The following is a 26,827-nucleotide window of genomic DNA, read 5'->3' on the forward strand; positions in this document are numbered from 1 at the left end:
GAGGCATCAAAGGTGTTTAGTTTTGGAGTCGTGAATGTCTGAACAGGACAGTCAACAGTGGGGGCTGGTCCATGCCTATGTGCTGGACGGCAAGGGCGGCGGGCGACCGGTCAGCTATGACGAGCTGGCCGACCTGGTGTTGGCCGAGCGGGAAAGCCTGTGGGTGCACTGGGATCGAAGTCATCCACAAACCCAGAACTGGCTACGCAAGGAAAGCGGGCTTAATGAGTTCGTGTGTGACTTGCTGCTCGAAGAAAACACCCGTCCACGCTTCCTGCAACTGCCTGAAAGTAAGATCCTGCTGTTTCTGCGCGGGGTTAACCTGAACCCGGGGGCAGTGCCCGAAGATATGGTTTCGCTGCGTATCTTTGCAGCGGCCAAGCGTGCAATCAGCTTGCGCCTGCGCCATTTGCGGGCGGTGGAGGACTTGCTGGTTGACCTGCGCGCAGGGAAGGGACCAAAGACCTCCTCGGAGCTTATCCTGGCCCTGGCGGATCACATGACCGACAAGATCGAATCCCTGGTTAGTGATTTCGCTGAAGGTATAGACGAGCAGGAAGAGCAAATCGATAACGACCCCAGCTTCGAGCCTGATCACGATACCTTGCTGCAAATGCGCAGGCGGGCAGCTGGCTTGCGCCGTTTTCTGGCGCCGCAGCGCGAGGTGTATGCGCAGCTTACGCGTAATCAGCAGCCCTGGTTCGTTGCTGACGATGCGGACTACTGGAACGAGCTCAATAACCGCTTGACCCGCTACATCGAGGAGCTGGACCTTACACGGGAGCGAGTTGGCCTGGTGCTGGAGGCTGAAGATCGCCGCCTGGATGTGAAGATGAATCGCATCATGTACCGCTTCGGCATTATCACCGGGGTCTTTTTGCCAATGAGTTTCCTCACCGGGCTGCTGGGAATCAATGTGGGCGGTATCCCTGGCTCCGAGAATCCCTATGGCTTCCTTATTGCCTGCGCCATTATGGTGGTCTTGGCGGTAGTCCAATGGTTCTTGTTTCGCCGCCTGCGTTGGGTCTGATGTGACTTGCCTTGTTGTTATTGCGTCGAATCAGCACATCAATAGAGGTGCGTAAATGCACGATCCATTTGAACAATCACTGCGCGATATGCTGAATTCGCAGCCGTCATCCGATCACGATGACGATGCGACACTCAATCGCGTATTGAAAACGGCAAATCGCCAAGTGGGCGCAGGGGATATGTTCGCGCTCATGGGGCATTGGGTTGAGGCGTTGATGATCGCCCTGAACAAGGGCTCGGCACACCTATCTCCAGTTTCGCGCCGCAAACCAACTGCTCGTACTACTGATAAGGCTGAATAAATGGAACTTGATCCCTGGACTCAAAGCCTGGTGGCGGCCATGACCGCCCTGTGGACCAAAGTCGCTGGTTTTATTCCAAACCTTTTTGTCGCTCTGATTCTGGTGCTGATTGGCTTTGTGTTGGCCAAACTGCTTGATACCTTGATTTCCAAGTTGCTCGGAAAGGTTGGTCTTGATCGGTTGATGGCAGGCACCGGTTTGACCAAGCTGCTCAGCCGTGCCGGTTTTCAGGTGCCCGTTTCGACATTGATCGGGCGCATCGTCTACTGGTTCATCCTGTTGGTCTTCATGGTTTCTGCTGCGGAGTCCCTGGGCCTGGAGCGGGTTTCGGCCACGCTTGATGTGCTGGCGCTGTATCTGCCAAAAGTATTTGGCGCCGCCCTGGTGCTGGTTATCGGTGTGCTGCTGGCGCACCTGGTCAGCGGAATCGTGCGGGGCGCGGCTGACAGCGTAGGCCTTGAGTATGCCCATGGTGTAGCGCGTATCGCCCAAGGCCTGGTCATTATCATCAGCATTTCGGTGGCCATTGGTCAGCTTGAGGTGAAAACCGAGCTGCTCAACTACGTCATTGCCATCGTGCTTATTACCATCGGCCTGGCCGCTGCCTTGGCGTTGGGTTTGGGCAGTCGTGAGATCGCCGGGCAGATACTTGCAGGTATTTATGTGCGTGAGCTGTATCAAGTTGGGCAACATGTCCAGGTCGATGATGTCGAAGGGCAGATTGAGGAAATCGGCACGGTCAAGACGACGCTCATGACCGATGCCGGAGAACTTGTCTCTGTGGCGAACCGTGTCCTGCTTGAACAGCGGGTACGCAGTCACTAGACCCAAATTCTGCTAATCTATGCCGCCCTCCAGCAGGCTGTTCGCAGCTGATGGCGGCTTTGACCTGACTGTCGGCCCGACTCGATTTGAATAAAGCCCAATCGTTGCCTATGCGTTATGACCCACACGAGCTCTCGGATGAGGAGCTTGTGGTGCGTGCGCATAGTGAGTTGTTCCACATCACGCGGGCTTATGAAGAGCTCATGCGTCGCTACCAGCGCACATTATTTAACGTCTGTGCGCGTTATTTAGGGAACGAACGCGATGCGGATGATGTCTGTCAAGAAGTGATGCTTAAAGTGCTTTATGGTTTAAAGAACTTTGAGGGCAAGTCTAAGTTTAAGACTTGGCTGTACAGCATTACTTATAACGAGTGTATTACCCAGTACCGCAAAGAGCGACGTAAACGTCGCTTGATGGATGCCTTAAGCCTCGATCCGCTGGAAGAGGCGTCTGAAGACAAGACGCCTGAGGTAGCGGAACGAGGTGGATTGGACCGATGGCTGGTACATGTAAATCCGATTGACCGTGAAATTTTAGTGCTACGCTTTGTCGCAGAGCTAGAGTTTCAAGAGATAGCGGATATTATGCACATGGGGCTTAGTGCAACGAAAATGCGTTACAAAAGGGCCCTTGACAAATTGCGTGAGAAATTTGCAGGCATCGCCGAAAGTTAGTTCGGATGCAAATATTCTTTGGCATAAAGGCAAGTTCTGATAAACTTGTCGAAGTTCTGCGTGTCTACCTGTACGTAGTGCAATCAATCACCAAGATGGGGATTTACGGATGAAACTTAAAAACACCTTAGGCGCAGTCATTGGCTCCTTTGTCGCTGCTTCTTCCATGGGCGTGATGGCTCAAGGTCAAGGCGCAGTCGAGGTGGAAGGCTTTGTGAACGAATACTTCACCGACTCGAGCCGCAATTTCGCTCACGATGAAGGCAGCCAGTATGGCGGCTCCATTGGTTACTTCCTGACCAAGGATGTTGAACTGGCTCTGGCATATGGCGAATACCATAGCCTGAACGGTGACAAAGCACTGGGTAACAAAGACATCAAAGGCAACATGACTGACCTGAAGGCTTTGTACCACTTTGGTGAGCCTGGCCCAGGCCTGCGTCCTTACGTTTCTGGCGGCTTCGCCCACCAGAGCATCAGCAACGTAGATGCTGGCGGTCGTGACCACTCCACCTTCGCCACTGCTGGCGCTGGTGCGAAGTACTACTTCACTGAAATGCTGTATGCCCGTGCTGGCGTTGATGCGCTGTACAACATCGACCAAGGCGAAACCGAATGGCAAGCTGGCGTTGGTGTCGGTCTGAACTTCGGCGGCTCCAAGCCAGTTGTTGCAGCTGTAGTGGAGCCAGAGCCAGCTCCAGTTGTTGAAGAGCCAGCTGAAATCGTTCGTGTTGAATTGGACGTTAAGTTCGATTTCGACAAGTCCAAGGTTAAAGAAGATAGCTACGGCGATATCAAAAACCTGGCTGACTTCATGAACCAATACCCACAGACCACTACTACCGTAGAAGGTCACACTGACTCCGTTGGTACTGACGCTTACAACCAGACTCTGTCTGAGAAGCGTGCTGACGCAGTTCGTGACGTACTGGTCAACCAGTACGGTGTTGGCGGCGAGCGTGTGAACGCTGTTGGTTACGGCGAGTCTCAGCCAGTTGCGGATAACGCTACTGCCGAAGGCCGCGCTATCAACCGTCGCGTTGAAGCCTCTGTAGAAGCTGAAGCCAAGTAATTGGTTTAAAGCTGAAAAGAAAAACCCGGCCTCGGCCGGGTTTTTCTTTGCCCTGGATTTAGTAGTGGCAATGACTCAAGCGCCAGGCAGTTAAGCGCTCAATTGATTGAGCTGCGCCGAGCTGTCGCTGACGACCTCGCCAATGATCAGGATTGCCGGGCTTTTGAGCCGAAAGTCCTGGGCGTCATCAAGTAGCCGCTTGACCGTGCTGCGTCGTTCACGTTGTTCAGGCAGTGAGGCATTCTCGATCATCGCAACTGGCATTTCGCCATTCATACCAGCCTGGAGTAGTTGCTGGCGAATATCCGCGAGTTTGGCCACTCCCATATAAATCACCAGCGTTGTGCCCGCGTCTGCCAGCGCCTGCCAGTTCAGTTCGCTGCCGTCCTGGGTATGAGCTGTAACCAGGCTGACACCGCGCGCAACACCGCGCAGGGTCAAGGGAATTGCACAATTGCTCGCTCCGGCCAGACCAGCAGTGATGCCATTGACCAGTTCTGCTTCTATGCCGTGCGAGCGCAGCCAGCTGTATTCCTCGGTGCCGCGTCCGAAAATGCACGGATCGCCGCCCTTTAGTCGAACAACGCATTTGCCTTGGCGGGCATAGCGCAGCATCAGCCTTTGGATAAAGTCTTGCGGCGTCGAGCGACAGCCACCACGTTTACCAACGGCGATAACGCGTGCCTGTGGGCAGTGCTCAAGTACAGCTGGATTGACTAGATCGTCAATCATCACCACCTGCGCCTGGTTCAGTGCACGAACAGCTTTGAGAGTCAGTAGTTCGGGATCTCCGGGGCCAGCGCCAACCAGCCAGACTTTAGTGCTCATATGAACCTCGCGTGATGGTTTGATCGCTCAGCAAACAGTAAGTTGTGCTTGCAGCAGCCGTTTTATTTCCGGGACACAGGAGCCGCAGCTGGTACCGCAACCTAGGTTTTGTTTCAGTTGGTTCAGGTCCATGCCTTGTCCAATGGCGTCACAAATGGTCTGCTGGCTGACGTTCATGCAGTTGCACAGGGTTTTATTGCCTGCGCTACTGCCTTGGCGTGCTGCTGCAGACAAGGGCGCAAGCAACCAGCGGCGCAGTTGGTCGTCGGTTTGCGCTTCGCGCCACATGCTTTTGAGCCAGTCCTGGGCGCTGGTTTCTCCCGCAAGGCGGAGGGCGATTATTCGTCCAGAACCCAGGCGGACGCGTTTGCCTATGGCGCGCTTGGGGTCGTCATAGGCCAACACCATTGCTGAGTCGATACTGAGCAGGCGATCGATGCTGGCAAGCAGTTCGCCATCTGGGGCAGCTGGGTTGGCCGCACGAATTTGCAACGCAGGGTGCTCGGAGCCGGTCAATGTGAAACTGGCGTATGCAAAATGCTCGAACAGGGGGCGAAGTTGGCTGAAGCGCTTTTGGATGTCGCCCTCGACCAAGGCAAAGAAGGTCCAGGGCAACTCGACTTTATCGATGTCGACAACTGCATGTTTGAGTTCGGGTTGTTTTGACTGCTGATCGTATCCGGGCTGGGTCAATACATTGGTGCCCAGGCCCCTGAGAAAACGGTCGCCCCAGTGCATTGGCAGATATGCCTGCCCAGGCCAGATGTCGTCATCGGCTTGTACCGGGACTATCAACGAGCCGCGACGACTACGCACTTTGATAAGCTCGCCATCATTGAGCTTTCTGCGGCGTAATTCGTCAGAATGCAGGCTCAGTACTGCTTCTTCTACGTGACCAAACAGGCGTGCAGCTGTGCCTGTGCGGCTCATGCCATGCCAGTGATCGCGTAAGCGTCCAGTGTTGAGCACCAGCGAATAATGCCCATTCGTCTCTTCGAGCGGGGCGCAATAGGTTTCAGCCTGAAATTGCGCCCGGCCATTGGCCGTGGCAAATACATGATCCTGGTACAAGCGCGCCGTACCCTGTTGCGCACCTTTGGGGAACGGCCATTGTTGCGGTCCATGCTGGTCTAGAATGGCGTAGCTAAGGCCGCTCAGGTCCAGGTCACGGCCTTGGGTCAGGGCTTTATACTCATCGAACAATTGCTCGGGCTTGGTAAAGTTGAACAGGCTCGGCAGGCCAGGGCGTATGAGTGTCTCGAGTTTACGGGCGAATTCGCAGGCAATTTGCCAGTCGGCTTTGGCTTCGGCTGGCGCGGCGATTGCACTGCGTACATGACTCACCCTGCGCTCTGAATTGGTTACACAGCCATCCTTTTCGCCCCAGCTGCTCGCAGGTAGCAGCAGGTCTGCATAGGCACAGGTTTCGGTGGTGAAGAAGGCTTCCTGAACCACAACAAAGGGGCAACTGGCCAACGCCTGATGGACCCGGGTTTGATCTGGAAGTGATTGCGCGGGGTTGGTACAGGCAATCCACAGTGCCTTGACCTTGCCGCTGCGCACCTGCTCGAACAATTCGATTGCACTGAGGCCTGGGGTTTCTGGCAATGCCTCGACTCCCCAATACCCGGCAACTTCGTTTCGATGCTCTGAATTGCCTGCTTCGCGGTGTCCTGGCAGCAAGTTGGCCAGGCTACCGGTTTCGCGGCCACCCATGGCATTGGGCTGGCCGGTGAGGGAGAAGGGGCCTGCGCCTGCTTTGCCAATTTGCCCCGTGGCCAGGTGCAGATTGATCAGCGCGCTATTTTTAGCGGTCCCGGCGGTCGACTGATTGAGGCCCATGCACCAGAGGGATAAAAAGCTCGGCGCTTGGCCTATCATCTGGGCGCAGGCCTGTAATTGCGCATGCGAGATACCGCAAATAGTCGCTACTGAAACCGGGTTGAAGTCCTGTACCCGCGCTTTAAGCGCATCAAAGCCATCTGTATGTTGGGCAATAAAGTCGTGATCCAGCCAGCCCTGGTCTATCAATATGTGGAGGATGCCGTGAAACAAGGCGACATCAGTGCCGGGCAGTATGGCTAGGTGCAGGTCAGCGATGTCGCAGGTATCGGTTCGCCGCGGGTCGACCACTATAACCTTCATCTGTGGGCGCCTGGCTTTGGCTTCTTCGAGTCGGCGAAAGAGCACCGGGTGGGCGTACGCCATGTTGCTACCAGCGATAAGTATGCAGTCGCTCAGTTCCACGTCCTGATAGCTGCAAGGCGGGGCGTCCGCACCCAGGCTGCGTTTATATCCGACCACGGCGGATGACATGCACAGTCGGGAATTGCTGTCGATGTTATTGGTGCCAACCAGGGCGCGTGCGAGTTTGTTGAATGCGTAATAGTCTTCGGTAAGCAACTGGCCGGAGATATAGAAGGCCACGCTGTCCGGGCCATGGTCTTTGATTGTCTGGGCGAATACCCGGGCGGCATGATCCAGGGCGCTGTTCCAATCGCAGCCTGTAGGGGGCTGGGATTTATCCAGCCGTAGTTGTGGGTATAAACCCCGTGCGTCAATATCGCCGGTCAGGTGCAGGGTTGCGCCTTTGCTGCATAACTTGCCATGGTTTGCCGGGTGTGCAGGATCACCCGAAACGGCGATGATCCGGTCATTGCTGTGTTCGATCAATACCCCGCAACCCACGCCGCAGTAACAGCAGGTAGACGCCGTTACGCGGGTATTTTCAGCGCAGCTCATGATTATGCTCCAGCCCTGCGGCTTGGATGGCTGTGCCTATCTTGTATTGGCAGACACTGTTATCGCTCCATACCTGCGCGTTGCCGGGCATATTTGCTGTTTGATCCTGCCCTTGATGGCCAACTGCCTCGATGGCGTTTTCGCCAAACATCAGGTGGTCGCGGGTCTGGCTGATGTTGTGTTGCTCGCGTATTTGTCGAAAATACCAGCCACCATCGGCGGTATCGCCATAGAGACAGGCGCCGACCAGTACGTCATCACGAATCACCAGCTTCTTGTAAATGCCGCCAATGGGGTCCGACAGGGTGATGGTTTCGGTGCCTTCGCCGCCGATAAATTCACCGGCTGAAAACAGGTCGATACCTGTGACTTTCAACTTGGTTGATGTCACCGAGCCTTGATAGCGTGAGTAACCCAGTTGTGCGAGATGATTGGCGCAGACCTTGGCCTGCTCAAATAGCGGTGCAACCAAACCATAGGCGGTGCCCCGGTGATTGGCGCATTCACCAATTGCATAGACCCTGGGGTCAAAGGTTTGCAGGGTGTCATTGACCAGAATTCCGCGATTGCAGGCGATCCCCGAGGCTTCTTCCACCCCGGGATTGGGGCGAATACCGGCTGGCATCACCACCAGATCGGCGGCAATTATTTCGCCGCCTGTGAACTTGACCGCGCAAACTCGACCTTGGCCATTATCCAGCAGCTCGGCCGTCTGTTTTGGCAGCATGAATTTCAGGCCACGCTCTTCGAGGGATTTTTGCAGCAGCTTGCCTGCAGTACTGTCGAGTTGACGCTCGAGAAGCGTTTCGCCAATGTGCACAACAGTGACATCCATGCCGCGTAGCTTGAGGCCATGCGCAGCCTCAAGCCCCAGCAGTCCGCCACCTATGACTACCGCGTGACTATGGGTTTTGGCGGTTTCCATCATCACTTGCGTATCGGCAATGTCCCGGTAGCCGATGACGCCCTCAAGGCTGTTGCCGGGTATTGGCAGCATAAAGGGGGTGGAGCCAGTTGCGATGAGCAGGCGGTCGTATTCAGCCGTGCTGCCGTCGTCGGCAGTTACCAGGCGTTGCCTGCGATTGATCTGGGTAACCTTGCGTCCCAGTAGCAGCTTGATGTTGTTATCAGCGTACCAGCTGTGGTCGTTGAGCAGGATGTCATCAAAGGTTTGTTCGCCAGCGAGCACGGGCGAAAGCAGGATTCGATTGTAGTTGGGATGTGGCTCGGCACCGAATACCGTGATGTCATAAAGCTCGGGGCTGAGCTTGATCAACTCTTCGAGGGTGCGAACACCGGCCATGCCGTTGCCGATCATCACTAACTTGAGCTTTTTCATCCCGATTTTCTCCTGGATAAAATCACGGAAAACAAAAAAGGCGTCCCGCTAGTTACCTAGCGAGGACGCCTTTGTCCAAGTCCCGTTCTATCGGGAGGAGCAGTCTTCTTCGTTGAAGATCGCGCTTTATTTAAATTGTGCAAATGCTTATGCAGGCCCTGTGCCAAGTAAGCAAAGCCTGTGGCTTGCCCGGTTTTGCCCAATCAGAAGTGTTGATCAGCAGCTGTTTTGCACCGCTTTAAGGCGCCTTGCTCAGTCGCAGTGCGCGACGAGGGGCGGTATGGGACAAGCTGTCATGCCCTTGGCCTGGGGGCGAGTCTTATTAATTATTGCAAGGCGCTGATTAACGCCTTATTCCTGCCTTACTGCTTGTCCGAGGACAAGATAACAGTGGCTGCAGGATGCTGCGTCGCGAGCGATATCGTGCTTGCAATTGGTTGTTTCAACGCTGCATGGGTTGGAATAGGCAGCGCGAGCAGAGTAATGGCGAGAATATTGGTTGTTAGCCCTGCCAGGCGGGTGTGGTGTGATGTGACTGGCATTACAGTTCCCCCTGCATTTGCTATGGAACACCTAAGTGCATAAAAGCGGAGCAGAGGAGTCGTGCGCAATGTAACTTTCTGCAACGCCTTTTTACGTTGCATTAGTTTTATGCATTGAATGTGCCGTTATGGAAGTTCTGAAAAACATTGCGCTCGGTATTACGGGGTCAGCCTATAAACTGAGTAAACTTCAGTTCGGCAGCCGTTGCCTGGTCGGTAAAGGGGCGAGCAACGCGAATCAAATGACCATGAAGGCCGCTACTTTTTTCAGAGCCAATTGACCCGGGGAAACTTATCACTGAATGCGCCGGGCATTTGCGCCACCTGGCTTGTTTTATAGTTAAAAAATACAAATCCCGACTTGGCCATTGCGATCAGGCTTTCATCGGCTGGGCGGGTAATGCGAAAGGTAATATCGCCACCGTATTTGTTGAAATCCATGACCCCGACTTCAAACAGCAATTGATCCCTCGCGTGGGCTTCTGCGCGATAAGTGGTGGCCAGGTCGGTGACGATGATTCCGACGCCTTCTTCGCTGGCCTCCTCAATACCAAAGTCAAACAGGAAGCGAGCGCGAGCTTCCGAAATCATGGAGATCATTGAGTCGTTTCCGAGGTGGTTGGCCGCATTGATATCGGTTACGCGCACGGTCAGGTGGGTGCTGAAGCAAAACTGGTCTTGTGGAAAGCTAAGTGTCAGGCGGGCCATGGGTTCTCTTCGACAGCAGCTGTCTGGGCGATGGAAATCCCTATTGTACGGCCATGGCTGGATGATGGGCAGTGACATCTCAACTGCCCAGAAAAACGGGTTAATGGCGGTGCAAGGTATTAAGTGAGTAGAAGGTTACGCGACCGCCCTCGATTGAATAGCCCTGGTTGTCTTGTATGTATGCGCCTGCCTTGTAATACAGCAATTGCCGGCTCCAACTGCTGCTCAACTGTTTATAAAACGAACCATTGTCGCCGCTGCTTTTGACGGTCACGCCCAAACGGCCGGTCGAGGTGATACGAAGCTGGTAGCTGAAGCGTTCATTGAGGTCGACGTTCTGTGCCAGAAGTATATTTTGTACGCTCGAACTTCCCGGCTGTGCTCGATACAGAAGTTCGAGCCTCCCGGTGCCATTTTTATAATGGTATTGCAGCTTTGCCAACGGATCATTTTCACTTCCCGGCTGATCCTTACTATGGATTTGGCCGACAATAACTTTGTTTTTACTCGGCACCACGTTGACTGCCAGTACTGCATTTAAATAGTTGTCACCATCTTTGTAGTACCAGTTGTGCAATCTGCCATCGGCGTAGGTTTCCCGTAGTTCGCTACGCGGATAACTGGCGTCCTCGGTGCGTGAGCCGGTGACAGGCACCCAGAATACGACGGTTTGATTGCCGTCATTACGGAAGTATTGGCTGGAGTAACCGTTTTGTATCCGCGCCGCGCTGATTTCAGTGGGGGTCGGTGGTGTGGGGACAGATAGGTTCCAAGTGGACAGATCAAACACATTAGGTCCTTAGAGGGTCGCCGTTCAGTGAACAATTTATTTGCAACTGTTCGGCGACCTCAGCTTTGCTAGGTTCAACGTATCTGACCAACGGGCTGCCAACCTCTGTTCCAGACGGCTTATGGCCATTTCTTGATACTAGCCAAGCTGGTTTCAGGCTGCTGGGCGATGTTGCTTCTGGTAAAGGAATTCAAGCACCGCTGCGCGATATTCGTGATAGCGCGAATCGTGAGCCAAGGCCATGCGCTCCCGGGGCCTGGGCAGTTCGACCTGAAGAATCTCGCCGACTGTTGCCGAAGGCCCATTGCTCATCATGATGATTCTGTCCGACAGCAACACCGCTTCGTCAACGTCATGGGTAATCATGATCACCGTGTTACCGAGATCGGCGTGAATCTCCATCAGAGAATCCTGCAGGTGCGCGCGGGTGAGTGCATCAAGGGCGCCAAAGGGCTCATCCATCAACAATACTTTGGGTTGCATCGCCAGCGCCCGGGCAATACCTATGCGCTGTTTCATACCGCCGGATATCTCGCTGGGGCGCTTGTGACGTGCGTGACTCATGTGCACCAAGTCGAGGTTGTGCTCAATCCATTCACGCATCTCGGTTTTGCTTTTGCTGTTTTTGAATACCTGGCGCACGGCCAGTTCGATATTTTGGTAGCAGCTCAACCAAGGCAGTAAGCTATGGTTTTGAAACACCACGGCGCGCTCCGGCCCAGGTGCATTCACTTCTCGATTGTCGAGAATCACCCCGCCCGTGGTGGCCTGATAAAGGCCGGCGACAATATTCAATACGGTTGACTTGCCACAGCCTGAGTGGCCGATCAGCGAAACGAATTCCCCCTTGGCTATCTTCAAGTTAACGTCTTTAAGTGCGCAAAACAGGCCTTTATCCGTCGGAAAACTTATGCCTACGCCTGTCAGTTCAAGATGTGCAGTGCTCATAGAATATCCTCTGTGTTTAACGCAGGTCGGCGCTCTTATCCCAGCTCACATATTTTTGCAGGGCCAGCATCAGGCGATCGAGGGCAAAGCCGATCAGGCCGATCACAATCACGGCTACCATGATCCGTCCAAGCGAGTTGGAACTGCCGTTTTGGAACTCATCCCAGATGAATTTGCCCAGCCCGGGGTTTTGCGCAAGCATTTCGGCCGCAATCAACACCATCCAGCCAGTTGCCAGTGACAAGCGCAGACCAGTGAAAATCATGGGAATGGCGGCTGGCAGCACGATGCGTCGTATATGGTTGAGAGGGGACAGGCTCAGCACGCGGCTTACGTTCTGCAGGTCCTTATCCAGGTTTGCCACGCCAACAATGGTGTTGATTACCGTTGGCCAGAGGCAGCACAAGGCCACCGTCACTGCCGAGGTAATAAATGACTTGGCAAACAGCGGATCGGTGCTGGTGTAGACCGCGCTGACAACCATGGTCACCAGTGGCAGCCAGGCCAGTGGTGATATGGGTTTGAATATCTGTATCAGTGGGTTGATGGCGTTGTACAGCGGCTTGCTCAGGCCACAGACAATGCCCAGTGGAATGGCTATCAGCGAAGCAATCACAAAGCCGGTCATTACCGTATACAGGCTGGTGACTATCTGCTTGAAGAAGGTCGGTTTGCCGGTGTAGGGGCGGATCTTTACCTTGGCCTCTGGGTTTTTACTGAGCTGGGCCTGGTTACGTAGTTGCTGGCGCTCATAGAACGCCGTTTCACGCTTGGCTTCGCGCTGGTGCTCGTCGACCAGGTTGCTGAACTGGCTGGCAACTTGTGCGGGCCCGGGAAAGGTTCCCAGGCTGGTATTGATGCTGCCGGCAATCATTTGCCAGAACATCAGAAAGGCAGCCAGGCCAATGATTGGCATCAGCAGGTTTGGCAGCCAGCGTTTGAACGCTGCGGTTCTTGCGCTTTTGACTGTCTGGGTGATTTGCTCGGAGATGGCAGGGTTACTCATCGTCCAATCCTCGGCTTATACGGCCTCAGCCAGGCTGAAGGCGGGTTGTCTGGTGGCACTGGACCGCAGGGGCGGTTGCAGTGCTCTAATTGTCACAAGCGCGTTAGAGCACTGAGTCTTGCTTCAAGCCAATTTTCATTTGCTCGATGTAGGCGTTGGGCTTGCGCCCGTCATAGGTCAGGCCGTCGATGAATTCATGGGTCGGCGCGCGAAAGCCGCTTTCATCTGCTGCAGGAAAGTCGCTGGCCTTGGCCTTGCCTTCGGCAATCAACTCCTCGGCAGCCTGGCGATATACGGCGGGTTGGTAGACTTGCTTGGCGATATCGAAATACCAGCTGTCTGGCTTGGCCTCGGTGATTTGGCCCCAGCGGCGCATCTGCGTGAGGTACCAGATTGCGTCGGAATAAAACGGGTAGGTGGCGTTGTAGCGAAAGAACACGTTGAAGTCCGGAACGCTGCGTTTGTCACCTTTTTCGTACTCGAATGTTCCAGTCATGGAATTGGCGATGACCTTGGCATCCGCCCCCACGTATTCAGGACGCGACAGGATTTCCACGGCCTCCTGGCGGTTGGCATTGTTGCCCTCATCCAGCCACATGGCGGCGCGGATCAGGGCCTTGACCAGGCGCTTGTGGGTTTCAGGGTTGGCGTCGGCCCACTTTTTAGAGACCCCGAGGACTTTCTCCGGGTTGTTCTTCCATATTTCATAGTCGGTGATCACCGGTACGCCAATGCCTTTGAACACCGCCTGCTGGTTCCAGGGCTCGCCCACGCTGTAGCCGCTTATGGTGCCTGCCTCCATGGTCGAAGGCATTTGCGGTGGCGGGGTAACCGAGAGCAGGGCATCGGCATTCAATGTGCCGGAAATATCGCCCTTGGCTGGGGCGTAGTAACCCGGGTTTATTCCTCCAGCCGCGAGCCAGTAACGCAGTTCGTAGTTGTGGGTGGACACGGGAAAGACCATGCCCATGTTGAACGGCTTGCCTTCGGCCTTATAGCGCTCGATAACCGGTTTTAGCGCAGCAGCGCTTATGGGGTGAACCGGTTTGCCATCCTGCATGGGGATGTGCTCTTTCATTTCAGCCCAGACCTCATTGGAAACAGTGATGCCGTTGCCATTGAGGTCCATGGAAAACGCAGTGACAATCTGCGCCTTGGTGCCAAAGCCGATTGTCGCGCCAAGCGGCTGGCCAGCCAGCATATGTGCACCGTCGAGCTCGCCAGTGATCACCCGGTCGAGCAACACTTTCCAGTTTGCCTGGGCCTCAAGGGTGACATACAGGCCTTCGTCCTCGAAGTAGCCTTTCTCATAGGCAATTGCCAGGGGCGCCATGTCGGTGAGCTTGATAAAGCCCAGTTTGAGCTCTGCTTTCTCAGGTTCGGTGGCACTGGCAAAAGGTGCAGCGACTGAGCCGAATACAAGAAACGCGGCGCAACTGACACTGGCCAGGGCCTTCTTCAATAATGAGCACGGTAGTGTGGAATGGCGCATTGAAATTCCTCAGCTATCAGAAACGAAAAAAGACGTCTAAACCTGCACGCGAGAACAATGCGTGCAGCCTTGACGTCTTTGTCTATTTCGTCTCGATCACCGCCGTTGGCGACCCGAAGACGGATGTAGCGAGGTTATTGCAAAGCCCTTGCCAGGCAACGACTCAGATGCTGTATGAAGATTTTTATATAAGATAAAAAATAATCAAAAACAATAAATTACCTATGTATTTTAAAGTTGAATAGAGGTTTAGCTGGCGGCTGTACAAGCATCAATAGCGCTAGGCGCTGAGCCAGGCTGGTGCGTGGTTCATTTGCGTGCCGCTTAACGTGTGCAATAACAGCGCAGCGATTGACCTGGCTTCTGGGTGCAGTACAGGACTTAGCTGGCTGGGCGTTTGCGAGGCTCCTCGACGAAGTCCTTGAGCCAGCGCAGGACTTCGACAGCTTCCCAGCGAGTGGGGTCGAACATCGCGTAGACCAGGCCCTGGTAGCCGACAACATCGAGCGGCCGGTGGTATCCCGCACGCTGGAAAAGCGCCTCTATTTCCGCAAAGCAGGTATTGAAGTGCAGCCTGTTGAAAGGGGTTTTACCTTCAGTGACTATCCCTTCGAGGTGAAGCTCGTCCACGGTGGCCCGTATTTTTTCCAGAGGCATTCGGTTAACTGCTTGTTTTAATTGCATTACATCCAGCATCGTTGCGCTCCCAATCAAGCCTGTGCGGTATCTGTCAGATGGCGTAAATGAGTTTAGTACAAAAATACTGTACAAATAAACAGTATTGGTTAATAGTCTTGTCATCGCGCTGCAAATTTCACTCATTGCGATGGCCTGAAGGCAACCAAGCCCCAGCCCATCGGATAGGCAAAGGGGTCGCAAACAATGCAACAGATACTGATGACAGTTTTGGTATTGGTGATGCTTACGGGATGCGCGCAACCAACGCTTGAGCAGCCCAAGGCGAATGGCACCTACCTGGTGATCGACAATAACGATGCGTGGGCCGTAGTCATTTCTGATGGCAAGCGGGTTGAGGAGCACGGATTGGTTGTGGATGCCATCGGTATGTCGACCCCAGGCGCAGTCGTGGCCAACAGCTACGTGATTGACACACCTAATTGCGGGCGCGTGCAGTGGATGGCGCAGCATGATGATGTGGTCGATGGTGCGACAAGTTTGATGGCGCTGAGTTACAACCCGGCGCTGACTGAGTCCAAGTGCGTGATAGGAGAAGGCTTGAGCAGTATCTGGACAGTGCTCGATTATTCCAGCTAAGCCAAGTGCCCGATAACCAATGACTACCGGGCAAGACCCTGGATGCTATTTGACGGGCTTGGTCGCCGCACCCGGCAGCAAACCATCGGCTCTGAACATATGCTTGATGCCGCGCAAGGCCTGGCGAATGCGATCCTGGTTCTCGATCAAGGCAAAGCGCACATGATCATCACCGTAATCGCCAAAGCCGATGCCAGGAGAGACGCAGACCTTGGCTTGGGCCAGCAGTTTTTTGGCAAACTCCAGTGAGCCAAGCTCGGCATAGGCCTCGGGTATCCTGGCCCAGACGTACATTGAGGCCTTGGGGTTTTCGACCATCCAGCCGAGTTCGTGAAGGCCCTTTACCATCAGGTTGCGCCGCTGCCGGTATTGCTCGGCAATATCGCGTACGCACTGCTGGTCACCTTCCAGCGCTGCAATAGCGGCGACTTGTAGCGGGGTAAAGGTGCCGTAGTCGTGATAGCTCTTGATCCGCGCCAACGCGTTTACCAGTTCCTTGTTGCCGACCATGAAGCCAATTCGCCAGCCGGCCATGTTGTAGCTCTTGGACAGGGTAAAGAATTCCACTGCGACATCCTTGGCGCCGGGAACTTGCATGATCGATGGCGCTTTCCAGCCGTCATAGACGATATCGGCGTAGGCGAGGTCATGTACCACCAATACGTCATATTGTTTGGCCAGCGCCACAACCCGTTCAAAGAAGTCCAGTTCCACGCACTGCGCCGTCGGGTTCGAGGGGAACCCCAGGATCATCATCTTTGGCTTGGGAATGGACTCGCGAATGGCGCGCTCCAGTTCAGCAAAGAAATCGACGCCGGGCACCAGCGGTACAGAGCGTACCTGGGCGCCAGCAAGCACGGCACCATAAATATGGATCGGGTAGCTGGGGTTCGGGACAAAGACTTTATCGCCGTGATCGAGCGTTGCCAGCATCAGGTGGGCCAAGCCTTCTTTCGAGCCAATGGTGACTATGGCTTCGTCTTCAGGGTCGATATCAACCTGGTAGCGGTCGGCATACCAGCGTGAGATCGCTCGGCGCAGGCGCGGAATACCGCGTGAAGTCGAGTAGCCGTGGGTGTCTTCGCGCTGGGCAACAGTGCAGAGCTTTTCAACGATATGGGAAGGCGTGGGGCCGTCTGGATTGCCCATGCTGAAGTCAATGATGTCCTCGCCACGGCGGCGGGCTGCCATTTTCAGTTCAGCGGTGATATTGAAAACATAGGGGGGAAGACGATCGATGCGCGCAAAGCGGCGCTTAGCTTGCTCAGCCATGTAAACCTCAAAGTACGTAAGCGCCCGGAACCGTCCGAGCGACGCTGGCCACTGCGGTGGCCGGTGATGAAGATAAACGCAGTGAGCCAGGCTTGTCGAGTAATTACAGCTTCAGTCGGTGATTTCCTGCTTGAGTCTGATCAGCAGGTCAGCGAGCAGCTTGATATCCGCATCTGTGGTGCGCCAGGATGAAATGCTCAGGCGAAAGGCCGGGCGTCCTTGCCAGACTGTCGGTCCAAACCAGACTTGACCTGACGCCTGGGCGGCCAGACGTATTGCAGTGGTCTGTTGATCAGTGTCCGCCCGTACCAGAACCTGGTTAAGCATAACCCGGTTCAACACCTGATACCCGGCAGCGCGCAAGCATTCTGCAAGATGGCTGGCCTGACGAATGTGGTTGTCGATCATCTGGCGCAAGCCCTCGCGACCAAGCGAGGCGAGGGCTGCCCAGATGGGTATGCCGCGGGCTCGGCGCGAGAACTCCAGGGTCAGGTTTTTCTGTGCATCCTTTGATGCCGTAGCGTAGGCTGCATCGCTGTTCATGGCGGTGGCAAGTGCGTCCGCGTCGCGAAAAATAGCCATGGCGCCATCGTATGGCGTGTTCAGCCATTTATGTCCATCGGTGGTCCAGCTATCCGCCAGCTCGACGCCTTCGACAAGCTCGGCAGAAGATGAAGCGCGAGCCCACAGGCCAAAGGCACCGTCAACGTGAACCCAGGCACCCGCTGCCTTGGCTTTGGGTATCAGGGTGCCGAAGGGGTCGAACTCGCCGGTATTGACTTCGCCCGCCTGCAGGCAAAGGATTGTCATATCATCCAGCGCAGGCAACTGCAGTGGATCAATCCGGCCATGCTCGTCGACAGGCGCAATGACCAGCCGATTCATGCCGAAGCCAAGCACGCGCAATGCCTTCTTAACAGTAATGTGTACGCTGGCCGAGACCACGACGCGTATCTCGGGGGCACCGATCAGGCCATCGCCATCAAAGTCCCAGTCCTTGCGTGCCAGCAGAGAGCGTCGGGCCGCTGACAGGCACGCCAGGGTACAGGCCGGTGCACTTGTGCCAAAGCCGACCGCGCTGTTCCTAGGCAGCCCCAGTGTTGCACTGGTGCCAAAGCCGACCGCGCTGTTCCTAGGCAGCCCCAGTGCGTCCAGCACCCAGTGACCGGCAATACGCTCAATGCGGTCAATCGCGGGTGAGTTGTCGAACGAAGAGGCGCATTGATCCCAGGCTAGGACCAGCCGCTCGGCGGCAGCGGCGGCAGGTAGCGTGGCGCCGATAACAAAACCGAAATAGCGTGAGCCATTGGAACTGACAGTGGCCGGGGATGCTATGTCATCAAGCAGACGCAGTACCTCCTTTGCAGCTATTCCTTGTTCGCGGAAGGGCTGGTCCAGTGCCTTGAGTCCGGCAATGGCTTGCTGAGCAGGGAATACTGGGCGCCGGGGCAGGCTGTCGAGATATTTCAGGGCGCGCCGGTCTGCGTCGGCAAGAAGCGCTGTCTCGTCATTATGCGGGGTCATGCTGCGCTCACTATTGGCGGCTGGATGAATGCTTGATCTTAGCCATTGGCCGGTTGCAGGCGCAGATACAACCGGCCATTGAGGCAGCTATACAGTTTGCTGGCCGCTACAGGTGCGAGCAGAACAGTGGGGTTGCAAGCGGTACAGTCCGCTTATTTTCCGAGCAAATCGTGCATGGCAATAATCTGTTCAGCCACTTGCGCGAGCTTTTGCTGACGGCTCATGGCTTGGCGACGCATCAGGGTGTAGGCGGCTTCTTCATCGCAGCTCTTCATTTTCATCAAGAGGCCCTTGGCCAGTTCGATCCGTTTGCGTTCAGCCAGTTGTGCGTCCCGTGCGTGCAATTGCGCGCGCAACGCTTGATCGCTCTCGAAGCGAGCCATGGCCACATCAAGTATGGGCTGCAGGCGTTGGGCATGAATCCCTTCGACTATGTAGGCACTGACACCGGATTGAATCGCCTGGCGCATGACGTTGGGGTTGTGTTCGTCAGTGAACATGACAATTGGCCGCGGTTGATCACGGGTGACCAATACCACTTGCTCCATGACGTCACGGCTGGGGGATTCACTGTCGATCAGGATTACATCCGGGCGCACAACCTCAACCCGAGCGGGCAGGTCGATGGTCAGGCCAGACTCATCGATGACTTCAAACCCGGCCTCGGTCAGTGCCGCTTTGAGCCGGCCGACTTTTTTCGGTGTGTCGTTTATCAGCAGTATGCGCAGCATATCTTGGCCTCCTGCCAGTTATTGGGCGGTGACTGAGCTATCGCTCAAGGCGTGAAGGGCAAAACTTCGCGCATAGTCCACCGGGTTGCTGCCGTCCCAGCTTTTGCCATCGAGCAGGGTGCTGCTGCGCATCGCAGGTGGCACCGGGATATTCAATGCCTGCGCCGCCTGGCTGTAGATATCGATCTGCTGGATACGTTGCGCGACACCCAGGTAGTCGGGATCATCGCGCAGCAAGCCCCAGCGGCGGAATTGGGTCATAAACCAGATGCCGTCGGATAAATACGGCATGTTGACTGCGCCACCGGCGTGGAAGCGCAGTGGATGTGGGTCGGCCCAGGCATTGCCGAGACCGTCCTGGTAGTGGCCAAGAAATCGCGGTTCTATGGCAGACAAGGGCGCGTCAACATAGTCGGCGCTGCTGATCAGCTTGGCCGTGCTGCGTTTGTTTTCCGGGTTTTCGTCAATGAAACGGCTGGCTTCAAGGATGGCCATGGTCAAGGCCCGGGCGGTGTTGGGATAAAGCTCGACAAACTCGCGCGTCAGGCCCAATACCTTTTCCGGGTGGTCTGGCCAGATCGCTTGGCTGGTGGCCACGGTAAAACCTTGGCCTTGATCTACTGCCAGGGCTCCCCATGGCCCGCCTGCGCAGAAACCGTCGATACGTTGCGCGTTCAGGTGTGCAACCATTTGTGCGGGCGGCACCACTACGGTATTGACGTCAGTGAGCGGGTGTATGCCTTGGCTGGCCAGCCAATAATAAAGCCACATGGCGTGCGTGCCTGTGGGAAAGGTTTGAGCGAAGGTCAGCTTTGCACTGCTTTGATGCACGTATTGCTTGAGTGCATCGCCATTGGTCACGCCTTCGCACTTGAGTTGTTCCGAGAGGTTAATCGCCTGGCCGTTGTGATTAAGGCCCATCAGAATTGCCATCTCTGTGGGCTGGACGCCAATTCCCAAGTGGGTGCCGTAGATTTGGCCGTATAACGTTTGCGCGGCGTCGAGCTCTCGGCTCAACAGCTTGTCGCGCAGGGTGGCCCAGGATGATTGGCGCTGCAGGTTGAGGGTCAAGCCATAGGGTTGGGCGAAGCCCTGCGTGGCGGCGACAATCAATGACGCCGAGTCTGTCAGGGCCATAAAGCCCAGGTTGAGCGTGCTCTTTTCTGGAGCGTCGGAGCCGTTAACCCAATCCAGTACATCTGTGCGGTTAAGTGTTTGATCACCCATTTAGCATTCCCTTTGCAACACAAAAAAGCGCCGTTTCAGTCGCTGCGCAAAGCAGTTCCGAGACGACGCCATTGTCGATAAGCGAGTTCCGTAGTTGGAGCTGCTTGCAGTGTCCCTAGCAAAGCAATCCATGTGCCAGCGGACTTGAGCAACAGCTTGATCGCACGCAAAAAAAAGCCCCGCACTGGGCGGGGCTCTTTCGATGCAGCTAACGCTTAGGCTTGAACGACCGGGATGTTGGCGTTCGCAGCGGCTTCGCGGAACTCAGCGATCTGGTCGAAGCTCAGGTAGCGATAAACGTCGGCAGCCATGCTGTCGATGTCTTTCGCATACGCCATGTACTCTTCAACCGTCGGCAGTTTGCCGGTGATTGCAGCGACCGCAGCCAGTTCGGCAGAGGCCAGGTACACGTTGGCGCCATCACCCAGGCGGTTCGGGAAGTTACGCGTCGAAGTGGAAACCACGGTGGAGTTGGCCTCTACACGTGCCTGGTTACCCATGCACAGCGAGCAGCCCGGCATTTCCATACGTGCGCCAGCCTTGCCGAAGATGCCGTAGTAGCCTTCTTCAGTCAGCTGGTGAGCGTCCATCTTGGTCGGCGGCGACAGCCACAGACGAGTCGGAATGCCACCTTTGACTTTATCCAGCAGCTTGCCAGCAGCGCGGAAGTGACCAATGTTGGTCATGCACGAGCCGATGAACACTTCGTCGATCTTCTCGCCCTGAACAGTCGACAGCAGACGAGCATCGTCCGGGTCGTTTGGTGCGCACAGAACGGGTTCTTTCAGCTCTGACAGGTCGATTTCGATGATTTCAGCGTATTCGGCGTCAGCATCAGCGCTCATCAGTTCAGGGTTGGCCAGCCATGCTTCCATCGCTTGAGCGCGACGTTCCATGGTGCGTGCGTCGCCGTAGCCTTCGCTGATCATCCAGCGCAGCAGGGTGATGTTCGACTGCAGGTATTCGGCAATTGCCTTTTCCGGCATCTTGATGGTGCAACCAGCAGCGGAGCGCTCTGCGGAGGCGTCAGACAGTTCGAACGCTTGTTCAACGGTCAGTTCGTCGAGACCTTCGATCTCGAGGATGCGGCCGGAGAAGGCGTTGATCTTGCCTTTCTTCTCAACAGTCAGCAGGCCTTTCTGGATAGCGTAGTAAGGGATTGCATGGACCAGGTCACGCAGGGTGATACCAGGCTGCATTTTGCCCTTGAAACGAACCAGGATGGATTCCGGCATATCCAGTGGCATAACGCCGGTAGCTGCTGCGAATGCAACCAGGCCCGAACCTGCCGGGAACGAAATGCCCATTGGGAAACGGGTGTGCGAGTCACCACCAGTGCCAACGGTATCCGGCAGCAGCATGCGGTTCAGCCAGCTGTGGATGATGCCGTCACCAGGACGCAGCGAGACACCACCGCGAGTGCGGATGAAGTCAGGCAGGGTGTGGTGAGTGGTCACATCGATCGGCTTCGGATAAGCCGCAGTGTGGCAGAACGACTGCAACACCAGGTCGGCGGAGAAGCCCAGGCATGCCAGGTCTTTCAGTTCATCACGGGTCATTGGACCTGTGGTGTCTTGCGAGCCGACGGTGGTCATCTTGGGTTCGCAGTAAGTGCCTGGACGCACGCCTGCTACGCCGCAAGCCTTGCCAACCATCTTCTGCGCCAGGGTGAAGCCTTTGTTGCTGTCGGCTGGCTGCTCAGGTTTCTTGAACAGGTCAGCAGGTGGAAGACCCAACTCAGCACGTGCCTTGTCGGTCAAACCACGACCCACGATCAACGGAATGCGGCCGCCTGCACGAACTTCGTCGAGCAGCACAGGGGTTTTCAGTTCGAAGGTGGTGATAACTTCGTCAGTGCCGTGCTTGCACACTTTACCGGCGTACGGATAGACGTCGATCACGTCGCCCATGGCGATGTTGGTAACGTCGAACTCGATCGGCAGGGCGCCAGCATCTTCCATGGTGTTGTAGAAGATAGGCGCAATCTTGTTACCGAAGCAGAAACCGCCTGCGCGCTTGTTCGGCACGTAAGGGATGTCGTCGCCGAAGAACCACAATACCGAGTTGGTTGCGGATTTACGCGATGAGCCGGTACCGACAACGTCGCCCACATAGGCAACTGGGAAGCCAGCAGCGCGGATCTCTTCGATCTGCTTCAGTGGGCCAGTCACGCCTTGTTGCTCAGGCACGATGCCGTCGCGAGCCATTTTCAACATGGCCAGGGCGTGCAGCGGGATGTCTGGACGTGACCAGGCGTCAGGCGCCGGAGACAGGTCGTCGGTGTTGGTTTCGCCGGTAACCTTGAACACGCTCAGGCTGTATTTCTCGGCGATCGGGGCGCGTTTGGTGAACCATTCGCCTTCTGCCCAGGACTGCAGCACAGCTTTAGCGTTGGCGTTGCCTGCCTTAGCTTTTTCAGCTACGTCGTGGAACGCGTCGAACATCAGCAAGGTGTGCTTCAGTTGTTCGGCGGCAACAGCACCCAAGGTCGCGTCTTCGAGCAGTTCAACCAGGGTGGCGATGTTGTAGCCGCCTTGCATGGTGCCCAGCAGTTCGACTGCACGCTTGTTGTCAATCAGGGGGGAGGTTGCTTCACCCTTGGCGACAGCGGAGAGGAAACCAGCCTTGACGTAGGCTGCTTCGTCCACCCCTGGTGGTACGCGATTGGTGATCAGGTCGACGAGGAATTCTTCTTCGCCAGCAGGCGGGTTTTTCAGCAGTTCAACAAGACCTGCAGTTTGTTCGGCGTTCAGCGGCTGGGGCACGATACCCTGAGCGGCACGCTCTGCTACGTGTTTGCGATAGGCTTCAAGCACAGTTATTACCCTCATCAGTGGTCCCAAATTCTGTCCGGGACGCATATCCAGAAAGCACCGAATCAAGCGCTGTAAAGGCTTTATGGGCCAATCAGCCGAGATTTCAGGGATTTCTTCCAGAAGCTGCTTTCAAAGTTTTACGCCGGCAGGACGAGATCGATGAGGGCTGGCACCAGTATTTGGGGTAACCAAATAGCGGTGCCAACATCGTACCTGCAGGATTAACTGTGCTCGTGACGCTTTGAAAACAGCTTCCAACGGACTTTGGTGCCTATAAAAGGCCCGACGATTCTACTGGAAAGCGCAAGTAAAGTTAAGCTAAAGCCTTGATTCTGCATGTTTGTACAAAAAACAATCAAAAGCCTCCTAAAAGCCTTCTCCAAGCCCATTTTTGGGTCTTGTGAGTCTGGATAATGGCCGTTTTGTCATCTTTTGCCTGAAACGGCTTTTTAGAAAAACATCTATTCACACAGTTTTTCATGGGTGAACTGACTTGGACAAAGGGCTAATATGCCCGCCTGTTAGTCATGTGAATCTTGTTTTTGTTATGTCCAGTCAGCCGATTAAAACGCCCTGTGTTGGCCTGTGTTCGACGGTCTATGGCGACCTTGTGTGCCGTGGCTGCAAGCGTTTTCATCATGAGGTGATTGCCTGGAATGGCTACGATGAGCAAGCCAAGCAAGCTGTATGGCAGCGTCTGGAGGTGCTGTTGGTACAGGTCATGGAGGCTAAGGTCGAAGTGTTTGATGCAATGCGATTACGGGATCAGCTGGTCCAGCGCCAGATTCGCTTTGTGCCTAATCAGTCGCCTTATTGCTGGGCTTATCAGTTGATCGCCCGGGGCGCGCGCGTGATCAACCAGCTCGAAGCATACGGCATGGCGTTGCTGCCCGAGTTTCGCAACTGGTCGCTGCCGGAGTTGCGCGACGCCATTGATCGTGAGTTCTTCATTCTTTCCGAGGCGCACTATGAGCGCTATATCGCCCCGGGCTTTCTCAGTGATGCATTGAGCGTCGAGCCAAAGCCTTAAATTGCGTCGTAAAAAAGCCCGATGCATCACTGCGTCGGGCTTTTTGTTTTACCGCGTTAAGCCGCGATCAAGCACGGCGGCGGAACAATGGCAAAGGCTGATCGCTCGATGCCTGATAAACCTCTGAATATTCAGTAAAGGCTTGCAGGGCATCTTGCGGGTCTTTGTCTTCACGCAGGGCGAAGGCATCAAAGCCGCAACGGCGCAGGGCGAACAGTTGATCACGCAGTACGTCACCGATGGCGCGAATTTCACCTTTGTAGCCATAACGCGTGCGCAGCATATAAGCCGTCGAGGAGTGGCGGCCATCGGTGAAGGCTGGGAAATTCAGGGCAATGACCTGGAAGTTATCCAGTTGGTCGGCAATCTCTTCGATCTCTTCACCGGCTTCGAGCCAAACACCCAGGCCGCCATCGCGGGCCTTGAGGGCATGGGCATGCTCGGACCACAGCTCCAACGGTACGATCAGGTCGTCACAGTTTGACAAGCCCTCGAGCGTCGCGTCTTTAGGCAGCAGATGCCAGGTTTCGTCGATGATCTGGCCGTTCTTAATTATTCGCTGCATATACGCGCTCCTTAAACGGGTCCACACCGACACGGCGGAAGGTGTCGAGGAAGCTTTCTTCATCGTCACGCTTTTCGACGTAGACATTGATGATTTTCTCGATCACGCCTGCCACGTCATCTTGCGCAAATGCCGGGCCGAGAATCTTGGCCAGGCTGGCGTCACGGCCAGAGCTGCCGCCGAGTGAAACCTGGTAGAACTCTTCGCCTTTCTTGTCCACACCCAGGATGCCGATGTGACCTACGTGGTGATGGCCACAAGCGTTCATGCAGCCTGAGATATTGAGGTCGATTTCACCAATATCGAACAGGTAGTCGAGGTCATCGAAACGACGCTGAATGGCTTCGGCGATCGGGATCGACTTGGCGTTGGCCAGCGAGCAGAAGTCGCCGCCCGGGCAGCAGATGATATCGGTCAGCAGGCCAACGTTTGGCGTGGCAAAACCCTTTTCGCGCAGCTCACCCCAGAGGGTGAAAAGCTGGGCTTGTTCTATGTCGGCCAGGATAATGTTCTGGTTATGGCTGTTGCGCACTTCGCCGAAACTGTAGCGATCAGCAAGGTCGGCAACGGCATCGAGCTGCTTGTCGGTCAGGTCGCCAGGCGCAACGGCTGTTGGCTTGAGCGACAGGGTGACCGCAACATAGCCCGGCTTTTTGTGGGCAAAGGTGTTGCGCTGGCGCCAGCGGGCAAAGCCAGGATGCTCGGCGTCAAGGGCGGCCAGTTCGGCGTCCTGGTCTTGCAGGGTCTTGTAGTCCGGGTCGACGAAATGTGCCGCGACACGCTGGACTTCTGCCTCGGTCAGGGTGGTTGGCCCATCCTTGAGGTGTGCCCATTCGGCATTGACACGCTCGGCAAAGACTTCTGGGGTCAGTGCCTTGACCAGGATCTTGATGCGTGCCTTGTACTTGTTGTCACGACGGCCATAGCGGTTATAGACACGCAGGATGGCATCCAGGTAACTGATCAAGTGCTGCCAAGGCAGGAACTCATTGATGAAGCTGCCGACAATGGGCGTACGTCCCAGGCCGCCACCTACGGATACGCGAAAGCCCAGCTCACCGACTTCGTTGTTGACCGCTTCAAGGCCAATATCATGTACTTCAATCGCTGCACGGTCGCTGACGGCGCCGTTGACGGCAATCTTGAACTTACGCGGCAGATGGGCGAATTCCGGATGGAATGTCGACCACTGACGGATGATCTCGCACCATGGGCGAGGATCGATGATTTCGTCCTTGGCAACACCGGCGAACTGGTCGGTGGTGGTGTTGCGAATGCAGTTGCCGCTGGTTTGGATGGCATGCATTTGCACGGTCGACAACTCAGCAAGGATCTCTGGGATGTCTTCCAGTTCACACCAGTTGAACTGCACGTTCTGGCGGGTGCTGATGTGCGCATAGCCTTTGTCGTAGTTGCGGGCGATGTCTGCCAGCTTGCGCACTTGCTTTGAAGAGAGCAGGCCATAGGGAACCGCAATACGCAGCATTGGCGCGTAGCGCTGGATATACAGACCGTTTTGCAGGCGCAACGGGCGGAACTCAGCCTCGCTCAGTTCGCCAGCCAGGTAACGGCGTGTTTGATCACGGAACTGCTTGACGCGGTCCTCGATGATGGTTTGATCGTACTGGTCGTAAACGTACATGACGGGTCCTGTTATCAGGCTGCATAGCTTCTATTTATGTTTTGCCGCCGGCAATTAAGACGACAGTTGTTCGGTCAACCCATTTAGCGCAATGCATAAATAGCCATTTACAGCAAAACTGCGCGCACGGCCGCGCACTCCATACGGAGGCGATGGAAGATACCAGTTCAGGGTTATGCGCAAAAGTGATGTTTCAATATATGGAAAGAACTTAAAGCTCTAAGTGACGAGGCATGCATAACCACAGCTCTTGAGCAAGTCGCATACCTGGTCTTTACTCAAGGCGTACAGCCACAATCATAATAACTGCGAGGGGGTGCCTATGAATGATCAAACAGAGCCAGATCCGGCCGACAGTGCTATCGACGCCAAGGCTATTTTTGCCTTGATCGTTATTGCCGTGGCGACCGCCGTGTATTGGGTCAGCCATCAATAGGCCTGC

Annotated in this window: 21 protein-coding genes and 1 pseudogene; 7 read left to right on the forward strand and 15 right to left on the reverse strand. The window is 55.4% G+C overall.

Annotation, left to right across the window (positions count from 1 at the left end):
* Positions 1–34: 34 nt before the first annotated feature.
* The 5 genes from PSES9_RS0102880 (at position 35) to PSES9_RS0102900 (ending at position 3,908) form a co-directional block, all read left to right on the forward strand.
* Positions 35–1,030: a zinc transporter ZntB gene (locus PSES9_RS0102880; RefSeq protein WP_010483805.1), complete on the forward strand. Its 996-nt coding sequence runs from the start codon at positions 35–37 to the stop codon at positions 1,028–1,030.
* Positions 1,031–1,085: 55 nt separating this feature from the next.
* A complete protein-coding gene (locus PSES9_RS0102885; RefSeq protein ID WP_010483807.1) occupies positions 1,086–1,334 on the forward strand; it encodes a hypothetical protein in 249 nt (82 codons plus the stop codon).
* Positions 1,335–2,159 (forward strand): mechanosensitive ion channel family protein, encoded by an 825-nt coding sequence (locus PSES9_RS0102890; protein WP_010483809.1) that lies wholly within the window; start codon positions 1,335–1,337, stop codon positions 2,157–2,159. It begins immediately after the preceding gene.
* 86 nt (positions 2,160–2,245) lie between these two features.
* Entirely contained in the window at positions 2,246–2,836 is a 591-nt protein-coding gene (sigX, locus tag PSES9_RS0102895; protein WP_029529340.1) for an RNA polymerase sigma factor SigX, read from the forward strand.
* A 109-nt stretch (positions 2,837–2,945) separates the two neighbouring features.
* Positions 2,946–3,908, forward strand: coding sequence for an OmpA family protein (locus PSES9_RS0102900; RefSeq protein WP_010483812.1), 963 nt, complete (start codon positions 2,946–2,948; stop codon positions 3,906–3,908).
* A gap of 90 nt (positions 3,909–3,998) precedes the next feature.
* On the opposite strand, the gene cobA is transcribed toward PSES9_RS0102900, so the two are convergent.
* The 8 genes and pseudogenes from cobA to PSES9_RS0102960 form a co-directional block, all read right to left on the reverse strand.
* Positions 3,999–4,736, reverse strand: a complete 738-nt coding sequence (cobA, locus tag PSES9_RS0102905; protein WP_010483814.1) for a uroporphyrinogen-III C-methyltransferase — start codon at positions 4,734–4,736, stop codon at positions 3,999–4,001.
* Between the two features lie 27 nt (positions 4,737–4,763).
* Positions 4,764–8,817: pseudogene (locus tag PSES9_RS0102910) on the reverse strand (molybdopterin-dependent oxidoreductase).
* Positions 8,818–9,626: 809 nt separating this feature from the next.
* The gene (locus PSES9_RS0102930) at positions 9,627–10,067 is read right to left on the reverse strand and encodes a thioesterase family protein (protein ID WP_010483820.1); all 441 of its coding nucleotides are present in this window, start codon (positions 10,065–10,067) and stop codon (positions 9,627–9,629) included.
* Positions 10,068–10,167: 100 nt separating this feature from the next.
* On the reverse strand, positions 10,168–10,857 hold the full coding sequence (locus tag PSES9_RS0102935; RefSeq protein WP_010483821.1) for a polysaccharide lyase family 7 protein: 690 nt from the start codon (positions 10,855–10,857) through the stop codon (positions 10,168–10,170).
* A gap of 153 nt (positions 10,858–11,010) precedes the next feature.
* Positions 11,011–11,805: an ABC transporter ATP-binding protein gene (locus PSES9_RS0102940; RefSeq protein ID WP_010483823.1), complete on the reverse strand. Its 795-nt coding sequence runs from the start codon at positions 11,803–11,805 to the stop codon at positions 11,011–11,013.
* A gap of 16 nt (positions 11,806–11,821) precedes the next feature.
* Positions 11,822–12,811: an ABC transporter permease gene (locus tag PSES9_RS0102945; protein ID WP_010483825.1), complete on the reverse strand. Its 990-nt coding sequence runs from the start codon at positions 12,809–12,811 to the stop codon at positions 11,822–11,824.
* Between the two features lie 103 nt (positions 12,812–12,914).
* Positions 12,915–14,303 (reverse strand): CmpA/NrtA family ABC transporter substrate-binding protein, encoded by a 1,389-nt coding sequence (locus tag PSES9_RS0102950; RefSeq protein ID WP_010483827.1) that lies wholly within the window; start codon positions 14,301–14,303, stop codon positions 12,915–12,917.
* Between the two features lie 381 nt (positions 14,304–14,684).
* Positions 14,685–14,999: a transcriptional regulator gene (locus tag PSES9_RS0102960; protein ID WP_010483831.1), complete on the reverse strand. Its 315-nt coding sequence runs from the start codon at positions 14,997–14,999 to the stop codon at positions 14,685–14,687.
* A 186-nt stretch (positions 15,000–15,185) separates the two neighbouring features.
* Between PSES9_RS0102960 and PSES9_RS0102965 the strand changes: the two genes are divergently transcribed.
* A complete protein-coding gene (locus PSES9_RS0102965; RefSeq protein ID WP_010483833.1) occupies positions 15,186–15,578 on the forward strand; it encodes a hypothetical protein in 393 nt (130 codons plus the stop codon).
* A gap of 45 nt (positions 15,579–15,623) precedes the next feature.
* Here PSES9_RS0102965 and alaC read toward each other — a convergent pair whose 3' ends face one another.
* The 5 genes from alaC to acnB all read right to left on the reverse strand — a co-directional run bounded on the left by alaC (position 15,624) and on the right by acnB (position 23,148).
* Positions 15,624–16,850, reverse strand: coding sequence for an alanine transaminase (alaC, locus tag PSES9_RS0102970; protein ID WP_010483836.1), 1,227 nt, complete (start codon positions 16,848–16,850; stop codon positions 15,624–15,626).
* A 111-nt stretch (positions 16,851–16,961) separates the two neighbouring features.
* Complete coding sequence (locus PSES9_RS0102975) at positions 16,962–18,374, reverse strand: pyridoxal phosphate-dependent decarboxylase family protein (RefSeq protein WP_010483837.1); 1,413 nt, start codon at positions 18,372–18,374, stop codon at positions 16,962–16,964.
* Between the two features lie 152 nt (positions 18,375–18,526).
* Positions 18,527–19,105: an ANTAR domain-containing response regulator gene (locus PSES9_RS0102980; RefSeq protein WP_010483839.1), complete on the reverse strand. Its 579-nt coding sequence runs from the start codon at positions 19,103–19,105 to the stop codon at positions 18,527–18,529.
* 18 nt (positions 19,106–19,123) lie between these two features.
* Positions 19,124–20,332, reverse strand: coding sequence for a CmpA/NrtA family ABC transporter substrate-binding protein (locus PSES9_RS0102985; protein ID WP_010483840.1), 1,209 nt, complete (start codon positions 20,330–20,332; stop codon positions 19,124–19,126).
* Between the two features lie 215 nt (positions 20,333–20,547).
* Positions 20,548–23,148 (reverse strand): bifunctional aconitate hydratase 2/2-methylisocitrate dehydratase, encoded by a 2,601-nt coding sequence (acnB, locus tag PSES9_RS0102990; RefSeq protein ID WP_010483841.1) that lies wholly within the window; start codon positions 23,146–23,148, stop codon positions 20,548–20,550.
* 547 nt (positions 23,149–23,695) lie between these two features.
* On the opposite strand from acnB, the gene PSES9_RS0102995 reads away from it, so the two are divergent.
* The gene (locus PSES9_RS0102995; RefSeq protein WP_010483843.1) at positions 23,696–24,178 is read left to right on the forward strand and encodes a DUF1289 domain-containing protein; all 483 of its coding nucleotides are present in this window, start codon (positions 23,696–23,698) and stop codon (positions 24,176–24,178) included.
* Between the two features lie 67 nt (positions 24,179–24,245).
* Here PSES9_RS0102995 and PSES9_RS0103000 read toward each other — a convergent pair whose 3' ends face one another.
* Complete coding sequence (locus PSES9_RS0103000) at positions 24,246–24,743, reverse strand: DUF934 domain-containing protein (protein WP_010483845.1); 498 nt, start codon at positions 24,741–24,743, stop codon at positions 24,246–24,248.
* Positions 24,727–26,385 carry a nitrite/sulfite reductase gene (locus tag PSES9_RS0103005; RefSeq protein ID WP_010483847.1) on the reverse strand — a complete coding sequence of 553 codons (1,659 nt, stop codon included), beginning with the start codon at positions 26,383–26,385 and terminating at the stop codon, positions 24,727–24,729. Before PSES9_RS0103005 ends, PSES9_RS0103000 begins: the two co-directional genes overlap by 17 nt.
* Between the last annotated feature and the right edge of the window lie 442 nt (positions 26,386–26,827).

It is taken from the genome of Pseudomonas sp. S9 (assembly GCF_000222125.1).
Lineage (GTDB): Bacteria > Pseudomonadota > Gammaproteobacteria > Pseudomonadales > Pseudomonadaceae > Aquipseudomonas > Aquipseudomonas segetis.

Coding starts and splice junctions, on each gene's coding strand:
- PSES9_RS0103005 (WP_010483847.1), bottom strand. CDS start 26,385: ATGTACGTTTACGACCAGTACGATCAAACCATCATCGAGGACCGCGTC.
- PSES9_RS0103000 (WP_010483845.1), bottom strand. CDS start 24,743: ATGCAGCGAATAATTAAGAACGGCCAGATCATCGACGAAACCTGGCAT.
- PSES9_RS0102940 (WP_010483823.1), bottom strand. CDS start 11,805: ATGAGCACTGCACATCTTGAACTGACAGGCGTAGGCATAAGTTTTCCG.
- PSES9_RS0102975 (WP_010483837.1), bottom strand. CDS start 18,374: ATGACCCCGCATAATGACGAGACAGCGCTTCTTGCCGACGCAGACCGG.
- alaC (WP_010483836.1), bottom strand. CDS start 16,850: ATGGCTGAGCAAGCTAAGCGCCGCTTTGCGCGCATCGATCGTCTTCCC.
- PSES9_RS0102880 (WP_010483805.1), top strand. CDS start 35: ATGTCTGAACAGGACAGTCAACAGTGGGGGCTGGTCCATGCCTATGTG.
- PSES9_RS0102900 (WP_010483812.1), top strand. CDS start 2,946: ATGAAACTTAAAAACACCTTAGGCGCAGTCATTGGCTCCTTTGTCGCT.
- PSES9_RS0102950 (WP_010483827.1), bottom strand. CDS start 14,303: ATGCGCCATTCCACACTACCGTGCTCATTATTGAAGAAGGCCCTGGCC.
- PSES9_RS0102985 (WP_010483840.1), bottom strand. CDS start 20,332: ATGGGTGATCAAACACTTAACCGCACAGATGTACTGGATTGGGTTAAC.
- PSES9_RS0102930 (WP_010483820.1), bottom strand. CDS start 10,067: ATGGCCCGCCTGACACTTAGCTTTCCACAAGACCAGTTTTGCTTCAGC.
- PSES9_RS0102980 (WP_010483839.1), bottom strand. CDS start 19,105: ATGCTGCGCATACTGCTGATAAACGACACACCGAAAAAAGTCGGCCGG.
- PSES9_RS0102890 (WP_010483809.1), top strand. CDS start 1,335: ATGGAACTTGATCCCTGGACTCAAAGCCTGGTGGCGGCCATGACCGCC.
- cobA (WP_010483814.1), bottom strand. CDS start 4,736: ATGAGCACTAAAGTCTGGCTGGTTGGCGCTGGCCCCGGAGATCCCGAA.
- PSES9_RS0102885 (WP_010483807.1), top strand. CDS start 1,086: ATGCACGATCCATTTGAACAATCACTGCGCGATATGCTGAATTCGCAG.
- PSES9_RS0102995 (WP_010483843.1), top strand. CDS start 23,696: ATGTCCAGTCAGCCGATTAAAACGCCCTGTGTTGGCCTGTGTTCGACG.
- PSES9_RS0102960 (WP_010483831.1), bottom strand. CDS start 14,999: ATGCTGGATGTAATGCAATTAAAACAAGCAGTTAACCGAATGCCTCTG.
- PSES9_RS0102965 (WP_010483833.1), top strand. CDS start 15,186: ATGCAACAGATACTGATGACAGTTTTGGTATTGGTGATGCTTACGGGA.
- PSES9_RS0102945 (WP_010483825.1), bottom strand. CDS start 12,811: ATGAGTAACCCTGCCATCTCCGAGCAAATCACCCAGACAGTCAAAAGC.